Raw genomic sequence first — 16,958 nt, forward strand, 5'->3', positions numbered from 1 at the left:
CGCCGGGCTGGCCGGGCTGGCCGGGCTCGTCGGGGGCAGGCACCTCGCGACCGTAGCAAGCGGGTCTGCGCGAGACTGGGCCCGTGGAGATCCCCGTCGTCGGTGCCGTCGTGGTCCGCGACGGCCTCGTCCTGTGCGCCCAGCGCGGCCCGGACGGCTCCTTGCCCGGCAAGTGGGAGTTCCCCGGCGGCAAGGTGGAGCCCGGGGAGTCACCCCGCGGCGCCCTGGTCCGGGAGATCGACGAGGAGCTCGGCTGCACGGTCGAGGTCGACGAGGAGATCGCGACGTCGCCGTACGACGACGGCCGGGTCGTCGTCGTGCTGACCACCTTCTGGTGTCGGCTCGTCGGCGGCGTGCCACGGCTCACCGAGCACGCCGAGCTCCGGTGGGTCGCGCCGGGCGACCTCGCCTGCCTCGACTGGGCACCTGCCGACGTACCGGCCGTCGAGGTGGTGGCGGCCGCCTTCAACTCGGCCTGATCGACCGGGATCTGATCAAACAGGCTGATCAGATCCCGGTCGATCCCCCACGCCGACGGCCCGGCCCCTCCGAAGAGGGACCGGGCCGTCGGGTCGTGCTGTGATCAGCTGCAGCCGCTGGTGGAGCCGCAGCCCTCGCAGACGTAGCAGGAGCCGGCTGGGCGCATCTTGGTGCCGCAGGTCATGCAGAGCGGGCTGTCGACGGCGTGGCCGGTGATCTGCTCGAGCAGCTCGGCGGTCGTCTTGGCGGTCTTGGTCTCGACGGTCGGAGCGCCGGCCAGCGGATCGGCATCCACGACGTCGGACTCGACCACGATCGCCTCGACCGGCGCGGCCTTGGCGACCGGCAGGGACTCGAGCAGCTCGGAGGCGTTGCCCGTCTCCTCGAGGGGCTCGTAGGAACCGGTCTCGAGGTGGCGCTGGCGCTCCTCGGCGGAGTAGATGCCGAGGGCCGAGCGCTCGTCGAACGGGAGGTAGTCGAGCGCCAGGCGGCGGAAGACGTAGTCCATGATCGACTGGCTCATCCGGACGTCCGGGTCGTCGGTGAGACCGGCGGGCTCGAAGCGGAGGTTGGTGAACTTCGAGACGTAGGTCTCCAGCGGCACGCCGTACTGCAGGCCGATCGAGACCGCGATCGAGAAGGCGTCCATCACGCCGGCCAGGGTCGAGCCCTGCTTGCCGAGCTTGAGGAAGATCTCACCCAGCGTGCCGTCGTCGTGGGCACCGGAGGTCATGTAGCCGTCGGCACCGGCGACCGAGAAGGACGTGGTGCGAGCGGTCCGCGACTTCGGCAGGCGCTTGCGGGTCGGGGCGTAGACGACCTTCTCCACGACCTTCTCGACGACCGTCTCAGCGGCAGCGGCGTCCGCGGCGGCGGCGTCCTTCTTGGCCTTGCCGCCACCGTCGGCCAGCGGCTGGCCGACCTTGCAGTTGTCACGGTAGATCGCGGTGGCCTTGAGGCCGAGCTTCCACGACTCCAGGTAGATCGTCTCGATCTCCTCGACCGTCGCCGACTCCGGCAGGTTGACGGTCTTGGAGATGGCACCGGACAGGAACGGCTGGCAGGCCGCCATCATCTTGACGTGGCCCATCGGCTTGAGGGACCGCTCACCCATCGCGGTGTCGAAGACCTCGTAGTGCTCGGGCTTCAGGCCGGGAGCGTCGACCACGTGGCCGTGCTCACCGATGTAGTCGACGATCGCCTCGACCTTCTCGGCGTCGTAGCCGAGCTTGGTCAGCGCCCGCGGGATCGTCTGGTTGACGATCTGCAGGGAGCCGCCGCCGACGAGCTTCTTGAACTTGACCAGCGAGAAGTCCGGCTCGATGCCGGTCGTGTCGCAGTCCATCATGAAGCCGATGGTGCCGGTCGGGGCGAGGACCGAGGCCTGCGCGTTGCGGAAGCCGTTGGTCTTGCCGAGGTCGACGACCTTGGCCCACTCCTCGGTGGCCAGCTTGTGCACCTCGGTGTCGGCGATGTGCAAGGTGCGCACGTCGTCGTTGGCAGCCTGGTGCTTGCGCATCACGCGGTTGTGCGCCTCGGCGTTGCGGGCGTAGCCGGCGTAGGGACCGACGACGGCGGCGAGCTCCGCCGAGCGGCGGTACGACGTGCCGGTCATCAGCGACGTGATGGTGGCCGCCATCGCGCGACCGCCGTCGGAGTCGTAGCCCAGGCCCATCGCCATCAGCAGGGCGCCGAGGTTGGCGTAGCCGATGCCGAGCTGGCGGTAGTCGCGGGTGGTCTCGCCGATCGGCTCGGTCGGGAAGTCGGCGAAGCAGATCGAGATGTCCATCGCGGTGATGATGAACTCGACGGCCTTCGCGAAGAGCGGGGCGTCGAAGGTGTCGTCGTCGCGCAGGAACTTCAGCAGGTTGAGCGAGGCGAGGTTGCACGAGGAGTTGTCGAGCGACATGTACTCCGAGCACGGGTTGGACGCGGTGATCCGGCCGGTCTCGGGGTTGGTGTGCCAGTCGTTGATCGTGTCGTCGTACTGCAGGCCCGGGTCGGCGCAGGCCCAGGCGGCCTCGCTGATCTTGCGGAAGAGGCTGCGGGCGTCGACCGTCTCGATGACCGAGCCGTCCTTGCGCGAGCGCAGGCCGAACTCGGTGCCGTTCTCGACGGCCTTCATGAACTCGTCGTTGACGCGGACCGAGTTGTTGGCGTTCTGGTACTGGACCGAGGTGATGTCCTTGCCGCCGAGGTCCATGTCGAAGCCGGCGTCACGCAGGGCGCGGATCTTGTCCTCCTCGCGCCACTTGGTCTCGACGAACTCCTCGATGTCGGGGTGGTCGACGTCGAGGACGACCATCTTGGCCGCGCGACGCGTGGCGCCGCCCGACTTGATGGTGCCGGCCGACGCGTCGGCGCCGCGCATGAAGGAGACCGGGCCCGACGCCGTGCCGCCGGAGGACAGCAGCTCCTTGGAGGAGCGGATCCGGGAGAGGTTCAGACCGGCGCCGGAGCCGCCCTTGAAGATGAAGCCCTCCTCCTTGTACCAGTTGAGGATCGAGTCCATCGAGTCATCCACCGAGAGGATGAAGCAGGCCGAGACCTGCTGCGGGGACTTCGTGCCGACGTTGAACCACACGGGAGAGTTGAACGAGAAGTACTGGTGCACGAGCAGCCAGGTCAGCTCGTGCTCGAACACCTCGGCGTCCGCCGCGGACGCGAAGTAGCCGTGCTCGATGCCGGCCTTGGTGTAGGTCTTCACGACCCGGTCGACCAGCTGCCGCAGCCCCGTCTCACGCTCGGGCGTGCCGACCGCTCCACGGAAGTACTTCGTCGTGACGATCGTGGACGCGTTGAGGGACCAGAAGTCGGGGAACTCCACGCCGAGCTGCTCGAAGACGGTCTCGCCGGTCTTCCAGTTGGTCTGGACGACGTCGCGGCGCTCCCAGGTGATCTCGTCGTAGGGGTGGACGCCCTCGGTGCTGAAGACGCGCTCGATCTTCAGTGCCTGCTGGGTGGCAGCGTTGGTGTTGCTGGCCGTCTCGGTCATGACTCTCCTGATTTCCTGGGTGGCGGCGGGTGCGGCGGTGCGTGGCGGGAGCAGGGGAAGAGTGATGGCCCGGCAGGCAGCTTCCCCACTACCTGCCGGGCGTTCGTGGTCAGCCCGTCGGGGCTGGGGCCGGACTGAGGTCCGGTGCCAGCTGGCGCTCGGCGCGCAGCAGGGCGATCTCGTTCTCGAAGTCGGCCGCGGACTCGAAACCGCGGTAGACCGAGGCGAAGCGCAGGTAGGCGACCTCGTCGAGGCGACGCAGCGGCGTCAGGATGGCCAGCCCCACCTCGTGGGCGGCGATCTCGGGACTGCCCGCGAGGCGGAGCTGGTCCTCGACCTCCTGGCCGAGCCGGGCCAGGTCGTCCTCGTCGACCGGGCGGCCCTTGCACGCCTTGCGGGCGCCGGCAATGGCCTTCACCCGGTTGAACGGCTCGGTCGCACCGGAACGCTTGAGGATCGTCAGCTGCATCAGCTCGACCGTCGTGAAGCGCTTCTCGCAGTCCTGGCACATCCGGCGACGGCGGATGGAGCTGCCGTCATCGGCGACCCGGGAGTCGAGGACCTTGGTGTCCGTGTGCTTGCAGTAGGGACAGTGCATGGTCTCTCTCCTCTCGGATCGGCTCCTGGCGGGCGAACATTGTGGATGACCAACGCTGTGGAGAACCACGGTTCGACTGTGCACGAGGGAGCGGTTTCTGTGCATCCCCACCCCTCGTCCTGTGGACTAGATGTGGAGAACTACATCGTTGTAACTACTAGATGTAGTGGTAACCGTACGCCGGGCTCACCACGGGTGCATGGCCGGGGTGGGATGAGTTGCGGGAATTTTTTCCCGCAGGGCGTTTGCGCACGTCACAGGGCGTGAAACTGCCCGATGGACAGCCGTCCACGCCCGCGTGTCGCCCACGATCCGCGGACCGCACGACCGACTGAGAGGCATCTCCATGACCACCACCCCCTGGCGGCGCGCCGTCGCCGCGCTCGCCACCGCAGCCATCCTGCCGTTCGCGCTGAGCGCTTGCGGCGACGACAGCTCCGGAGGCGATGACGACAAGGGCTCGAGCAACTCGTCGGAGGACAAGAGCGACGATGCAGCTGACGCCGCCGCCGACGACGCCGCCGCCGACGCAGAGAGCCAGCTGGAGGAGCTCGAGGAGTCCTCGGGTGTCGACGTCGAGACCGGAGGCGACCTTCCCGAGGGCTTCCCCGAGGACGACATCCCGCTGGTCGGCCAGGTCGAGCAGGGCGCTGCCATCGACACGCCCGGCGCTGTCGGCTGGTCGGTGGCCACGTCCTACGACGGAGCCAAGGACGCCGCGCTCACCGAGGCATCCGAGGCTCTGACCGAAGCCGGCTTCGACGAGCAGACCGCAGGTGCGATCCCCGACGGGGCGCTCTTCGCCAAGGGCGACTACTCGGTGACGGTCGCCGTCGTCGAGGACGGCAGCGGCTCGACGCTGATCTCCTACGCGGTCGCGCAACTCCCCAGCTGACCCGCCGAGGTGGAGGGTTCCGACGCGAACCCTCCACCCATCGGACACAATGGCGGCCGTGGCGGGAGGAAAGCGGAGCGGGCAGCGACAGAAGGCGCGACTGCGCCCCGACCTGCTCCTGCTCGCCCTCGGGGCCACCTTCGCGCTGGTCGCCTGGGGATACCTCGTCATCGCCGCCATCGACTTCGGCGCCTCAGCCCGGCACGACGGACGGACCAGCGCCTGGTTCTTCCTCGCCGTCGCGAGCATCGGCGCCATCTTCTGCCTGTTCCTCGCGTTCATGCTGGTCGTCCGCATCACCCGCGCCCTCGGTCTGACCGCGACACCCGACCCACGACCGCAACGCGACCCGAACGCGCCGAAGGGCGGCAAGCGCGCTGCCCGGTGAGGTCGACAGCGCATCTCGCCACCCTTCGGCTTCCCCAACCTCCGCCGGGGTCGAAGCGGCGGAGTGATCACGGGCGGCCCTAGCGGGACGCGGGCACGCGCAGCTCCTGGCCGGCGTAGACGACACTCGAGTCGAGCGCGTTGAGCTGCTGGATCTCGGCCACGACGTCACGGACGTCGCCGCCACCGGCGACGTCGCCGGCGATGTCCCACAGCGTCTCACCGGGAGCCACGGTCACGAGCTCGATCGCCGGGTCGCCGCCACTCTCGCCGCTCGCAGCCGAGCCCGCCGCCAGCGACAGGGCCACCGTGGCGACCACCAGCAGGGCCAGCACGAAGACCACCAGTCGGCCGCGGCGCGTCAGACGTACCGAGGAGGACGGACGCGCCGTCGGACCCGCGACGGGCCGGCGGACGGACTGCGGGGCCAGGGTGATGGTGCTCATGGGGACCTCCGGGGGAAGGAGCGGGGTCGGATCGATGTGGTGGGGGAAGACTCGCGGAGCCCTCCGACACAACCTGTTCAATCAGCTGGTCACCCAGCCGTTCGATCAACCGTTCGATCGAACACATGTACGAGGTTAGAGCAGGTGTTCGAACAAATCCAGTGCCTCTCGAATATTCGTTCGAGCCCCTCTGGTCCCGGAACCGGGCGACACGCCGTTCGAACAGATGTTTGAAACGGTCCCGTCGATCCACTAGCGTGGACGCACCGGACCAGCTGGCGAGCTGCCGGCAAGCCGTCGCGATCCCGCTGGCGAGCTGCCGGCGAATTGGAGGGCACCATGGCCGACCGCAAGGGCGAGTCGACGAGCACGAGCAGCAAGCGCAGCACCAAGGGCGCGGTCTCCGAGCTGCCCGACGGGCCGGCCGACAGCACCGGTCTGACGCCGCGCCAGCAGCGGATCCTCGCGCACATCAAGGACAGCATCGAGAAGCGTGGCTACCCGCCCAGCATGCGCGAGATCGGTCAGGCCGTCGGGCTCACCAGCTCCTCCAGCGTCGCCCACCAGCTGCGAGCGCTGGAGGAGAAGGGCTTCCTCAAGCGCGACCCCAACCGGCCGCGCGCGTTGGAGGTCTTCCTTCCGGAGGTGCTGGCGGCACGACGGGCGATGGGCAGTGCCGAGGAGTCGGTGATCGACGAGACCGGGATCGGGGACGCCGCACCGGTCCCGACCAACGTCCCGGTCGTCGGTCGGATCGCCGCCGGTGGCCCGATCCTCGCCGAGGAGCGGGTCGAGGACGTCTTCCCGCTGCCGCGCCAGCTGGTCGGCGACGGCCAGCTGTTCCTCCTCGAGGTGCAGGGCGAGTCGATGATCGAGGCTGCCATCTGTGACGGCGACTACGTCGTGATCCGCCAGCAGCCCACCGCGGAGAACGGTGAGATCGTCGCGGCGATGATCGACGGCGAGGCGACCGTGAAGACCTTCCAGCGCAAGGACGGCCAGGTCTGGCTGCTCCCCCACAACCCCGCCTTCGAGCCCATCGACGGGACGAACGCCACGATCCTCGGCAAGGTGACCGCGGTCCTGCGCAAGGTGTGACGTACGGTGGGGCGGTCCCTCGCCGTCTGCGAAAGCGCCTTCCCCATGACGTCCTTGCGCCGGGCCCCGGTCCGCGGCCTGCTGGCCCTCGTCCTTGCTGCCCTGACCGCCGGTCTGATGGTGGTGTCCCTGGTGGGTGCGCCCGCCCAGGCGGCTCCGGACCGACCGGCCGGCGCGCCCGCCCCCGCCACGGCGCCCGGCGACGACGACCTCACCAACGAGCAGGTGGCCGAGCAGGCACTGGAGACCGTCGAGGCGGCGATCGCGCCCGGCGAGCCGGACACCGCCGCGCAGCCCGACCCGGCCGCGCACCAGGAGTTCACCTCGGCACTGCGTGACCTCTCCTCGCTGCAGGACTACCTCAGCCCCGCCAAGCAGAAGGTGGCCCAGCGACTGCTGGCGCGTCCGACGGACCCCGTGTCCACCTGCAGTGACTCCGACTACGCCTGCTTCGGCTCGGCGCCGGTGCAGAAGCTGTGCAACGCCCTGATCTGCGTGCACTACACGAAGACCGGACCCCACCGGGTCCCCGGCGACAACAACGGCCCCGGCGGCTCCTGGAACGGCACTGCCGGCGGCGCCCCCGACTACGTCGAGTTCACCCTCGCCACCATGACGACGGTCGCGAAGCGCTATGTCAACGCGGGCTACCGCCCCGTCGTCTCCGACGAGGGCGCCGACGGCACCGCACAGACGGACATCTACGTCGCCGACATCGGTGGCGGCGCCTTCCCGCTCTACGGCTACTGCTGGACCAACGACGCAGAGAACGCCCACGTCACCGTCGCGCCCTACTGCGTGCTCGACAACGACTACAAGTCGAGCCAGTTCCCGACCCACACCCCGCAGGGCAACCTGCGGGTGACCGCGGCCCACGAGTTCTTCCACGCGGTGCAGTTCGCCTACGACTTCTACGAGGACGCCTGGTTCTTCGAGTCGACGGCGACGTGGGCCGAGGACATCTTCTACGACACCGTCAACGACAACCGCCAGTACCTGCCCTACGGTCCCCTGGGACGCCCCGCCAAGTCGCTGGACCTGTGGAGCGGCCTGACCCCCTACGCCTCCTGGATCTTCATGCAGTTCCTCGGCCAGCGCTTCCCGGCCTCCCAGGGCGACATGCCGGTGATCATCCGTGAGATCTGGGAGAAGCTGTCCCACACCGGGACCGGGGCGGAGAGCATGTACTCCGTCCAGGCCATCTCCTCCGCGCTCGAGGCGCGCGGCACCGACCTCACCACGGAGTTCGCCAAGTTCACGGCGTGGAACCGCCGCCCGAGGTCCTTCTATGCCGAGGGTGCGGCCTACCGACCTGCCGGCCTCTCGTCGAGCTATCGGATCAGCCCGTCCGACACCGCGAAGCGGGTCCGGTTCAGCCTGGACCACCTCAGTGCCCGGCACTACCGCTTCACCTCCGACTTCCGCGGCTCCAAGCGGCTCGAGATCAAGGTCAACCTCAACGACAGGGAGGCTGGCGGGTTCGCCTACGTGCTGTTCAAGCCTCGCGGGGAGGGTGCCCGTCTGCGGGTGATCCCCCTCAACGCCGCCGGCAACGCCACCGTCACCTATCCGTTCGGGAGCTCGGTCGACTGGATCGAGGTCGACGCGGTCAACGCCAGCGCCCGCTACACCGCGTGCGACACCGCCCCCGCGGACGAGCGCCCCTACTACACGTGCGGCGGCCGCCCCGTCGACGACCGCATGGCGCAGGCCATCACGGTCCGCGCCGTCAACCCCTGAGGCGGGTCAGCGCCGAGCGCACGACGGCGGGGTCCGTCGTCGGCCACATCGGCGGCAGGCTCGCCTTGAGGAAGCTGCCGTAGCGCGCCGTCGCCAACCTCGGGTCGAGGACCGCGACGACGCCCCGGTCGCTGGTCGTGCGGATCAGCCGGCCCGCCCCCTGGGCGAGCAGCAGCGCGGCATGGGTGGCGGCGACCTGCATGAAGCCGTTGCCACCCGCCTGGTCGGCCGCCTTCTGGCGCGCGCTCATCAACGGGTCGTCAGGGCGCGGGAACGGGATCCGGTCGATGATGACCAGCTGGCAGGTGTCGCCCGGCACGTCGAGCCCCTGCCACAGGCCCAGGGTGCCGAACAGGCACGTGTGGGGGTCCTCCACAAACTGTCGAGCCAGCTCGGGCAGCTGTGCCTCCCCCTGCGCCAGCGTGGTGAGGTGCGGCAGGGCTGACCGGACGTGCTCCGCAGCGGCCTCCGCCGCCCGTCGGCTGGAGAAGAGTCCGAGCGTGCGCCCCTCGGCCGCGTCGACCAGCTCGGTGATCTCGTCGAGCTGTGCCTTGCCCAGGCCGTCGCGACCCGGCGGGGGAAGGTGCCGGGCGACGTAGAGGATGCCCTGGCGTGAATAGTCGAACGGGCTGCCGACGTCGAGGCCACGCCATGGCTGGGCGTCGGGCGCCACCGTCGCCGACGCAGACGGGGCCGCCAGCTGCTCGGACGGCTTGAGCCCGACCGAGGTCGCGACCGAGCTGAAGTCGCCGCCGAGCATCAGCGTCGCCGACGTCATCACGACGGTGTTGTCGGCCAGGAGCTTGTCGCGCATCTGGCCCCAGACCTGCAACGGCGCGATGCACAGGACCGGCGGCATCCGGTCGGAGCCCTCCGTGCGCCACAGTACGTCGGACTCGGACGCCGCAGCCATCCGCTCCGCCGTCGTGAAGACCTCCTGGACCATGCCCTTGGCCTGGGTGAGCGCGGGGTCGGGGTCACTGCCCTGCTCGGCCTTAGGGAAGGCGGAGACGCAGGCGCGAGCCGCGTCGCGGACGAGGGCCAGTGCGTCGGCGAGATCCTCCGGGATCCGCTCGAAGCGTCCGGGCCTGGCCTCGGCGACCGCGGACCGCAGGGCGTCGGCAGCGTCGGCGAGGTCGTCGCCCTCGCTGCCGTCGACGTGGCGCACGCTGCGGCGGGCGGCGCGCTCCACCTCGGCCGCCCACAGCTCGTCGGTGGCGGCCTGGGTGACGCGGGCGGCGAGCTCGTGGGCCTCGTCGATGATGACGGCGTCGTAGTCGGGGATCATCGGGATGCCCTCGACCGCGTCGATCGCGAGCAGGGAGTGGTTGGTGACGATGAGGTGGGAGCGCTGGGCCTTCTCCTTCGCCCGCTCCGCGAAGCACTCCTCGCCGAACTGGCACTTGGAAGCGCCGAGACACTCACGTGCCGAGACGGCGACCTGGCGCCACTCGCGCTCGGTGTGACGAGGAGCCTCGTCGCGTTCGCCCGTGCCGCCGTCCTCGGCGACCTGCTCGGCCCACTCGCGCAGCTCGAGGACCTTCTTGCCCATCGAGCCGAGCGCCGCCTCGGCCTGGATCAGCTCGCCCTGGTCGTCGGGCGCGCCCTGGCGGACCCGGTGCAGGCAGGCGTAGTTGGAACGCCCCTTGAGGACGGCATAGCTGGCGTCGACACCCGGCACCGTGCCGACCGCCTTGACCAGCCGCGGCAGGTCGCGCTCCACCAGCTGGGGCTGCAGCGCGAGGGTTGCGGTCGCGACGACGACCCGGCGGTCATGGAGGAGCGCCGGCACCAGGTAGCCCAACGACTTGCCCGTGCCGGTCCCCGCCTGCACGAGGAGGTGCTGCTTCTCGGCGAAGGCGGTGGCGACCGCCTCGGCCATCGCGACCTGGCCGTCGCGCTGCTGTCCGCCGAGCGCTGCGACGGCCGTGGAGAGCAGGTCGCTGACGGGGGTGGTCACCGGCAGAACCCTAGAGCGTGGGGCCGACGGGTCCGGCGCCGGATCCACAGGCCCGACGAGCTCAGACCGCGTAGGCCGCGAGCTCGCTGGCCAGCGCCTCGGAGGCGCGGCCGCTGATGCGGGTGCCGTCGGCGGTGTGCTCCATGCCCGTGATCTCGCCGTCCTTGTGGATCCGGTCGACGAGATCGCCGCGGGCATAGGGCACCAGCGCGGTGAACTCGACGCGCGGACGCGGCAGGTCGGCCTCGATCGCGGCCAGCGCCTCCGCGATCCCCTCCCCGGTGTGGGCCGACACGGCGACCGAGTGCGGCTCGCGCCGCCGCAGCCGGTCGACGACCAGCGGGTCGGCGATGTCGGTCTTGTTGATGACGACGAGCTCGGGGATCTCGGTGGCGCCGACGTCGGCGAGCACCTCGCGCACCGCCGTCAGCTGCCCCTCGGGATCGGGGTGGGAGCCGTCGACGACGTGGACGATCAGGTCGGCGTCGGCGACCTCCTCCAGGGTCGAGCGGAACGCCTCGACGAGCTGGTGCGGCAGGTGGCGGACGAAGCCGACGGTGTCGCTCAAAAAAACGTGGTCGGGTCCAGGGTGGCGAACAGCGCATCCTCGACGANCGGCCGTCGGCCGTCTCGGTGCGCCGCGTGGTCGGGTCCAGGGTGGCGAACAGCGCATCCTCGACGAGCACGCCCGACCCGGTCAGTCGGTTGAGCAGCGAGGACTTGCCGGCGTTGGTGTAGCCGGCGATGGCGACCGACGGGATCTCGTTGCGGCGCCGCCCCTGGCGCTTGGTGTCGCGGGCGCCCGACATGCCCTTGAGCTCGCGGCGCAGCTTGGCGATCCGGTCGTTGATGCGGCGGCGGTCGGTCTCGATCTTGGTCTCACCGGGACCGCGGCCACCGATGCCGTCACCACCGGCGGCGCGACCACCGGCCTGCCGGGAGAGGTTGCCACCCCAGCCACGGAGCCGCTGCTTCATGTAGGTCAGCTGGGCCAGCTCGACCTGCGCCTTGCCCTCGCGGGACTTGGCGTGCTGGGCGAAGATGTCGAGGATCAGCGCCGTCCGGTCGACGACCTTGACCTTGACCTTGTCCTCGAGGTTGCGCAGCTGGGACGGGGCGAGCTCACCGTCGCAGATCACCGTGTCGGCGCCCGTCGCCTGGACGATCTCGCGGACCGCCTCGACCTTGCCGCGGCCGATGTAGGTCGCCGGGTCCGGCCACTGCCGGCGCTGATAGATCGCCTCCAACACCTCGGCGCCTGCGGTCTCGGCGAGCAGCGCGAGCTCGGCCATCGAGTTCTCGGCGTCGGCGACGGTGCCGTCGGTCCAGACCCCGACGAGGACGACGCGCTCCAGGCGGAGCTGGCGGTACTCGACCTCGGTGATGTCCTCGAGCTCGGTGCGCAGGCCGGCCACCCGGCGCAGCTCGTGGCGCTCGACCAGGTCGAGGTCACCCGTGGTCAGCTCGGTGGAGCGGGCCTCGTGAGCGGCGGGCGCGTCGGCGTACCCCGACGCGAAGCCGTCGTCGGGACCGGCCCCGGCACCCTCGTCGAGGTCGGCATCGAGGTCGTCGGCAGCGTCGAGATCGGCGTCGTCGAGGGCGTCCCAGCCCTCCGTGGCGCGCAGCGCGGCGGCGAGGGAGAAGTCTTCAGCATGGTTCGTCATAGGCGTGTCCAGCGTAACGACCGGGACCGCAGGATGCTTCCCGATTTCGTCGCGTGACCCGCGGCACCGTAGCCAGGAGGGCCGGCAGTCGTTTCACCTGACGTGGGTGTTCTTCGACCGGGGGGCGAGAACCGACTCTTCCTCGCCGCCATCATGATCTCAGTCCTCGTCATCGCGGGAACCTTCCTGCTGCGCAATCCGGGAGAGGACTCCGAGACGGCGATCGACTCGGCCCGCCCGGCCGAGCCGACGGCCAGCGCGAGCATCGACCCGACGCAACGGGCCCGTCGCGCCCGCCCGGCGCCGTCCGACGGAACGGCAACGTCGGTGCCCGACGCCGGTGACGCGGTCGCCGCCGACTTCCCGGGGCTCGGTGAGCCCAACGGGATCTCGGGCGAGGGCCGCAACTACTCGCTGACCGAGCACACGATGACCATCCAGCTCTCGAGCCCCAACCCGCTGGGGCTGGTCGCCTACCTGATCCCCGCGAGCACCGAGAACCCGCGCGGCAAGGCGGTGGTCGAGGCGCGGACGTGGAGCCTGACGACGACGGTCTACGGCAAGCCCAAGTACGGCGCGGTCTACGTCCAGGCCGGCTACGACGGCCGGCCGGCGACCTGCGTCATCACGATCGACGGCAAGGTCACCGAGCGTCGCTCCACCAAGGGGCCCTACGGCGCGATGTGGTGCCTGGGCTGACGCCCAGGCACCACAGAGGCAGGGGCCGGTCAGGCCGGGATCACTTCGGGGGCATCCTGATGCCGCCGTCGACGCGGATCACCTCACCGTTCATGTACGAGTTGGTGATGCACTCCAGCACCATCGAGGCGAGCTCGTCGCCGGAGCCCAGGCGCTTCGGGAAGAGCACGTTCTGGCCGAGGTTGGCCTTGAACGCGTCGGCGGCCTCGCCCTCGCCATAGATCGGGGTGTCGATGAGTCCCGGCGCCACCGTGTTGAGGCGGATGCCGGCGGCAGAGAGGTCCCGGGCGACCGGCAGGGTCATGCCGACGACGCCGCCCTTGGACGCGGAGTACGACGCCTGGCCGATCTGGCCGTCGAAGGCGGCCACGCTGGCGAGGTTGACGATGGCGCCGCGGCAGCCGTCCTCGTCGGGCTCGTTGAGGCTCATGGCCGTGGCGGCCTGGCGCACCATGTCGAAGGTGCCGATCAGGTTGATGTGGATGACCTTGGTGAAGGCCTCCAGCGAGTGCGCGGACTCGACGGTGCCGTCGCGGCCGATGGTGCGCTGCGCCCAGCCGATGCCGGCGGAGTTGACGACGGCCTTGATCGGGGCGATGTCGGCGGCGGCCTTGACGGCCGCGGCGATCTGCTCGGTGTTGGTCACGTCGACCTGGGCGAACACGCCGCCGATCTCGGCGGCGAGGGCCTCGCCCTTGTCGGCCTGGAGGTCGGCGACGACGACGGTGGCGCCCTTGGCGGCGAGCTGGCGGGCAGCGGCGGCGCCGATGCCCGACGCGCCGCCGGTGACGATGGCAGATGATCCGGTGAGTTCCATGTCACGGAGCATAGGGGGACGCCGTCGATCGTGACACCAAAGGTGTCACAGTCAGAGACGGGTCACGCCCTCGGCCAGCACGACGGCCGGGCCGGTCATCATGATCCGGTCGTCGACCGTCCAGGAGATGTGCAGCGTCCCGCCCGGCAGATCCACCCGATAGGACGTGTCGCGGGCGGCCTCGTCGGCGAGCGCTGCCGCCACCATCACCGCGCAGGCGCCCGTGCCGCACGCCCTGGTCTCGCCCGAGCCCCGCTCGTGGACTCGCATCGCGACGTGGCCGGGCGCGCGTCGCAGGACGAACTCGACGTTGACGCCCGCGGGATAGACGGCCGCGTCGTGCTCCGGCGCCTCGAGCAGCGGACCCACGTCGGCGAGGTCGCTGCCCTCGTCGAGGAAGGCGACCGCGTGCGGGTTGCCCATGTCGACATGGACCGCCGGCCAGGTCCGGTCGCCCACCGAGACCGACGTGTCGGCGAGGACCCGCGGGACGCCCATGTCGACCGTGATCTCGCCGTCGACCTCACCGCCGGCGAAGGTCAGCACCTTGACCCCGTCGCGGGTGGCGACGGGCACGGGCCCCGCCGGATCGGCCAGACCCGCCTGGGCGAGGTGCCGGCCGAAGACGCGGATGCCGTTGCCGCACATCTCCGAGATCGAGCCGTCGGCGTTGCGGTAGTCCATGAACCACTCCGCCCCGCCGTCCGCCTCCGTCTGTCCGGCACCTGCCTCACCCACGGCCGTCGTCCGGATCACCCGCAGCACGCCGTCGCCACCGATGCCGGCGCGGCGGTCGCACAGCGCCCGCACCCGCTCGGCGCTCAGCTCACCGTGCACCGACCCGTCGGGGTCGGGCAGCAGCACGAAGTCGTTCTCGGTGCCGTGACCCTTGAGGAACGCATAGGACTCAGCGCTGGACATAGAGCCCCTTCTCGTAGCGAGGGCCGTAGTAGTCGTCGAGCTCCTCCAGCGACCGTCCCGACGTCTCCAGCCGGTGCGCGAGCACCGCCCTCCGCGGCACGTGCGCCTCCGGGGCCCAGGTCTCGGGCCGCCAGAGCCCGGAACGCAGGAACGCCTTGGCGCAGTGGAAGAAGACCGTCTCGATCTCGACCACCACGGCCAGCAGCGGACGGTGTCCCTTGACGACCATCTCGTCGAAGAAGGGAGCGTCGCTCACGAGCCGGGCACGGCCGTTGATCCGCAAGGTGTCGCCGCGGCCGGGGATGAGGAAGTTCAGGCCGACCTGGGGGTTGGCCAGGATGTTGCGGTAGCCGTCGGCACGCCGGTTGCCGGGCCGCTCGGCGAGCGCAATGGTCCGATCGTCGAGGACGAGCGCGAGCGAGCCGGCCGGGTCGCCCTTGGGCGAGGCGTCGCACCGTCCGTCGGCATCCGATGTGGCCATCACGCAGAACGGCGAGGACGCCAGCCAGTCGCGGTCGACGTCCGAGAGCCGGGACCGCTCCTTGTCCCGTGCAGCAGGCAAGGGCTCGCCGAGCAGCGCGGCCAGCGCCGTCTCGTCCACGATCTCGTCCCACTCGTCCCGGGTCACGGATCAAGCGTAGATGCTCAGGACACGCGCGGGATCACGACGTGGGCGACGACGAGGTTGTGGTCGGACTGGTGGCTGTCGGACGCGTCACCGAAGGTCCGCACGACGTTGCGGTGCAGGGTGAAGCCGCCGGCGCCCTTCGCGAGCAGGAAGTCGGTGCGGTTGCCGACGCCGGTGGAGTTCCGCGGCGGGTTCGCGACGTGCTTGTTGACGGTGCCGAAGGCCAGCCCGTCCTTGACCGGTGCCGTGCGGGAGTCCCAGAAGCCGGCGCGGACGAAGGTGGGCTGCCCCTCGCCCACGCAGCCGTTGGACTCGTCGCAGGAGCCGGACCCCGCGCTCCCGTCGCTGAAGCTCCCCTTGAAGTCGCCGCCGGCGAGCACCGGGAGACCTGCCGTGCCGGCCGCGGCGATCTGGTCGAGGAGGATGCCGGCGGCCTTGTTGGCGTTGCGCTTGCGCTGGGCGACCGTGCCGCCCGGGGTGTCCTCGAGATGGACCGACACGACGAAGATGTCCTGTCGCTGCGGGTCGGCGACCCCGGCGGCAGGCGTCAGTCGCACGCCCGGCGTCGGCAGCGGGGTCGCGGGGTTGCCGTCGTTGGCCATGCCCAGGGCGGTCCCCTCGACCAGCTCCCACTGGGAGGTCCGCCACATCACCTGCTGCGACCCGACGCCATGGCTGGTCCAGTCCGTCTGCCCCCGTGCATCGAGGCGGGCGAGCAACGACTGCGCACGATCGTCGTTCGCCTCCTGCAGCACCACCACGTCGAGGTCCTGGCTCGCGATGTTCTCGGCGAGGTTCGCGATCTTGGCCGGCACTGCCCCGAGCCGGCTCGGGAGCTCGGTGTTGTAGGTGCCGAAGGCGACGGCGTCACCGGCGTCCGGGACGCGTGACTGGGGGAAGAACCCGAACCAGCCCGACTTGCGATAGGTGCGGGTGCAGCCGTTGTCGTAGTTGAGCTGGCCGTAGACCGGGTTGCCGTAGGCCGGGTGGAGGAAGCGGTCACCTGCCGTCGCGGCGGCGGGCAGCTGGATCGAGACGCCGGTGGAGGCCGGGCCCTGCCAAGGGGTGTGGTTGTGCTCGAAGCCCTTCCAGTAGCCGTTGGGCGCCGCGGACCAGTCGAGCCGGTAGCGGGCGACGTACGGCGTGCGGCCCCACGTGACCCGGGCGGCGGTCTCGCTGGTCTGGACAGTGGCGGAGTGCCTCAGCGCCGGGACCCCCGGCGCGCGGTTGGTGAAGCGGACCTGACGTGCGGACGACCAGGGCCCGACCCGTCCGCTCCGGACGGCGCGCACCTGGACGCGCCAGGGCTCGCACCGGGTGCTGAGCGCGGGCGAGGTGGCCGAGGCGCGGGGCGAGGGGTGGACCCTCGCCCTGGCCAGCGCCGCAGTGGTCCTCCCCCACCGGACCTGGTACGACGCCCCGGGGATCGCCCGCCAACGCACCTGCAGCTTCGCGGCCACCCACTCCTGACCCACGGGGGTCACGCCGGTCACCTTCGGCGGTGGTGCGACCCGCGCCAGCGCGGAGGAGGGGCCGGGCGCCGCGATCGGCACGGCCAGCAGCGCGAGCAGCAGTGCGCCGAGCGACGCCAGGGAGGCCAGGCGGAGGAGGTGCTTCACGGGTCTCCCAT

The 16,958-nt window shown here is 70.6% G+C and carries 14 protein-coding genes and 1 pseudogene; 6 read left to right on the plus strand and 9 right to left on the minus strand.

All coding sequences use genetic code 11. The features are described from left to right. Window positions 1-83 precede the first annotated feature (83 nt). Window positions 84-479, plus strand: a complete 396-nt coding sequence (locus tag E9934_RS08225) for a (deoxy)nucleoside triphosphate pyrophosphohydrolase (protein ID WP_162851538.1) — start codon at window positions 84-86, stop codon at window positions 477-479. 104 nt (window positions 480-583) lie between these two features. On the opposite strand, the gene E9934_RS08230 is transcribed toward E9934_RS08225, so the two are convergent. Beyond that, the gene (locus tag E9934_RS08230) at window positions 584-3,475 is read right to left on the minus strand and encodes a vitamin B12-dependent ribonucleotide reductase (RefSeq protein ID WP_136562403.1); all 2,892 of its coding nucleotides are present in this window, start codon (window positions 3,473-3,475) and stop codon (window positions 584-586) included. Window positions 3,476-3,584: 109 nt separating this feature from the next. After that, a complete protein-coding gene (gene nrdR, locus E9934_RS08235) occupies window positions 3,585-4,073 on the minus strand; it encodes a transcriptional regulator NrdR (protein WP_136562404.1) in 489 nt (162 codons plus the stop codon). Between the two features lie 346 nt (window positions 4,074-4,419). On the opposite strand from nrdR, the gene E9934_RS08240 reads away from it, so the two are divergent. Both E9934_RS08240 and E9934_RS08245 read left to right on the plus strand, forming a co-directional pair. Continuing rightward, window positions 4,420-4,968, plus strand: a complete 549-nt coding sequence (locus E9934_RS08240; protein ID WP_136562405.1) for a hypothetical protein — start codon at window positions 4,420-4,422, stop codon at window positions 4,966-4,968. Window positions 4,969-5,026: 58 nt separating this feature from the next. Beyond that, window positions 5,027-5,356, plus strand: coding sequence for a hypothetical protein (locus E9934_RS08245; protein WP_136562406.1), 330 nt, complete (start codon window positions 5,027-5,029; stop codon window positions 5,354-5,356). 79 nt (window positions 5,357-5,435) lie between these two features. Here the strand turns inward: E9934_RS08245 and E9934_RS08250 are convergent, their stop codons facing one another. Further along, the gene (locus E9934_RS08250; RefSeq protein ID WP_136562407.1) at window positions 5,436-5,801 is read right to left on the minus strand and encodes a LysM peptidoglycan-binding domain-containing protein; all 366 of its coding nucleotides are present in this window, start codon (window positions 5,799-5,801) and stop codon (window positions 5,436-5,438) included. 339 nt (window positions 5,802-6,140) lie between these two features. Between E9934_RS08250 and lexA the strand changes: the two genes are divergently transcribed. Further along, on the plus strand, window positions 6,141-6,899 hold the full coding sequence (lexA, locus tag E9934_RS08255; RefSeq protein ID WP_136562408.1) for a transcriptional repressor LexA: 759 nt from the start codon (window positions 6,141-6,143) through the stop codon (window positions 6,897-6,899). A gap of 45 nt (window positions 6,900-6,944) precedes the next feature. After that, window positions 6,945-8,639 (plus strand): MXAN_6640 family putative metalloprotease, encoded by a 1,695-nt coding sequence (locus E9934_RS08260; protein WP_136562409.1) that lies wholly within the window; start codon window positions 6,945-6,947, stop codon window positions 8,637-8,639. Here E9934_RS08260 and E9934_RS08265 read toward each other — a convergent pair. Together E9934_RS08265 and hflX are read right to left on the minus strand one after the other, a co-directional pair. Continuing rightward, entirely contained in the window at window positions 8,629-10,599 is a 1,971-nt protein-coding gene (locus E9934_RS08265; protein WP_238694841.1) for an ATP-dependent DNA helicase, read from the minus strand. The two genes, E9934_RS08260 and E9934_RS08265, sit on opposite strands and share 11 nt — an antisense overlap. A gap of 61 nt (window positions 10,600-10,660) precedes the next feature. After that, window positions 10,661-12,263, minus strand: a pseudogene (gene hflX, locus E9934_RS08270) (GTPase HflX). A gap of 153 nt (window positions 12,264-12,416) precedes the next feature. Between hflX and E9934_RS08275 the strand changes: the two are divergent. Beyond that, window positions 12,417-12,962: a hypothetical protein gene (locus E9934_RS08275; RefSeq protein WP_136562411.1), complete on the plus strand. Its 546-nt coding sequence runs from the start codon at window positions 12,417-12,419 to the stop codon at window positions 12,960-12,962. 40 nt (window positions 12,963-13,002) lie between these two features. Here E9934_RS08275 and E9934_RS08280 read toward each other — a convergent pair whose 3' ends face one another. The 4 genes from E9934_RS08280 to E9934_RS08295 are packed head-to-tail and all read right to left on the minus strand — an operon-like array spanning window position 13,003 to window position 16,947. After that, complete coding sequence (locus E9934_RS08280) at window positions 13,003-13,779, minus strand: SDR family NAD(P)-dependent oxidoreductase (protein WP_136562412.1); 777 nt, start codon at window positions 13,777-13,779, stop codon at window positions 13,003-13,005. A gap of 51 nt (window positions 13,780-13,830) precedes the next feature. Next, entirely contained in the window at window positions 13,831-14,700 is an 870-nt protein-coding gene (dapF, locus tag E9934_RS08285; protein ID WP_136562413.1) for a diaminopimelate epimerase, read from the minus strand. After that, the gene (locus E9934_RS08290) at window positions 14,687-15,328 is read right to left on the minus strand and encodes a pyridoxamine 5'-phosphate oxidase family protein (protein WP_238694842.1); all 642 of its coding nucleotides are present in this window, start codon (window positions 15,326-15,328) and stop codon (window positions 14,687-14,689) included. The genes dapF and E9934_RS08290 overlap by 14 nt, the downstream gene beginning before the upstream one ends. Window positions 15,329-15,345: 17 nt before the next feature. Continuing rightward, complete coding sequence (locus tag E9934_RS08295) at window positions 15,346-16,947, minus strand: endonuclease/exonuclease/phosphatase family protein (RefSeq protein WP_136562414.1); 1,602 nt, start codon at window positions 16,945-16,947, stop codon at window positions 15,346-15,348. Window positions 16,948-16,958 lie beyond the last annotated feature (11 nt).

It is taken from the genome of Nocardioides caeni (assembly GCF_004912195.1).
GTDB classification, from domain to species: domain Bacteria; phylum Actinomycetota; class Actinomycetes; order Propionibacteriales; family Nocardioidaceae; genus Nocardioides; species Nocardioides caeni.

Bases quoted from the DNA above. Each gene is read 5' to 3' on its own strand.
- E9934_RS08230 (WP_136562403.1), bottom strand. From the start codon at position 3,475: ATGACCGAGACGGCCAGCAACACCAACGCTGCCACCCAGCAGGCACTG.
- nrdR (WP_136562404.1), bottom strand. From the start codon at position 4,073: ATGCACTGTCCCTACTGCAAGCACACGGACACCAAGGTCCTCGACTCC.
- E9934_RS08240 (WP_136562405.1), top strand. From the start codon at position 4,420: ATGACCACCACCCCCTGGCGGCGCGCCGTCGCCGCGCTCGCCACCGCA.
- E9934_RS08250 (WP_136562407.1), bottom strand. From the start codon at position 5,801: ATGAGCACCATCACCCTGGCCCCGCAGTCCGTCCGCCGGCCCGTCGCG.
- lexA (WP_136562408.1), top strand. From the start codon at position 6,141: ATGGCCGACCGCAAGGGCGAGTCGACGAGCACGAGCAGCAAGCGCAGC.
- E9934_RS08260 (WP_136562409.1), top strand. From the start codon at position 6,945: ATGACGTCCTTGCGCCGGGCCCCGGTCCGCGGCCTGCTGGCCCTCGTC.
- E9934_RS08275 (WP_136562411.1), top strand. From the start codon at position 12,417: ATGATCTCAGTCCTCGTCATCGCGGGAACCTTCCTGCTGCGCAATCCG.
- E9934_RS08280 (WP_136562412.1), bottom strand. From the start codon at position 13,779: ATGGAACTCACCGGATCATCTGCCATCGTCACCGGCGGCGCGTCGGGC.
- dapF (WP_136562413.1), bottom strand. From the start codon at position 14,700: ATGTCCAGCGCTGAGTCCTATGCGTTCCTCAAGGGTCACGGCACCGAG.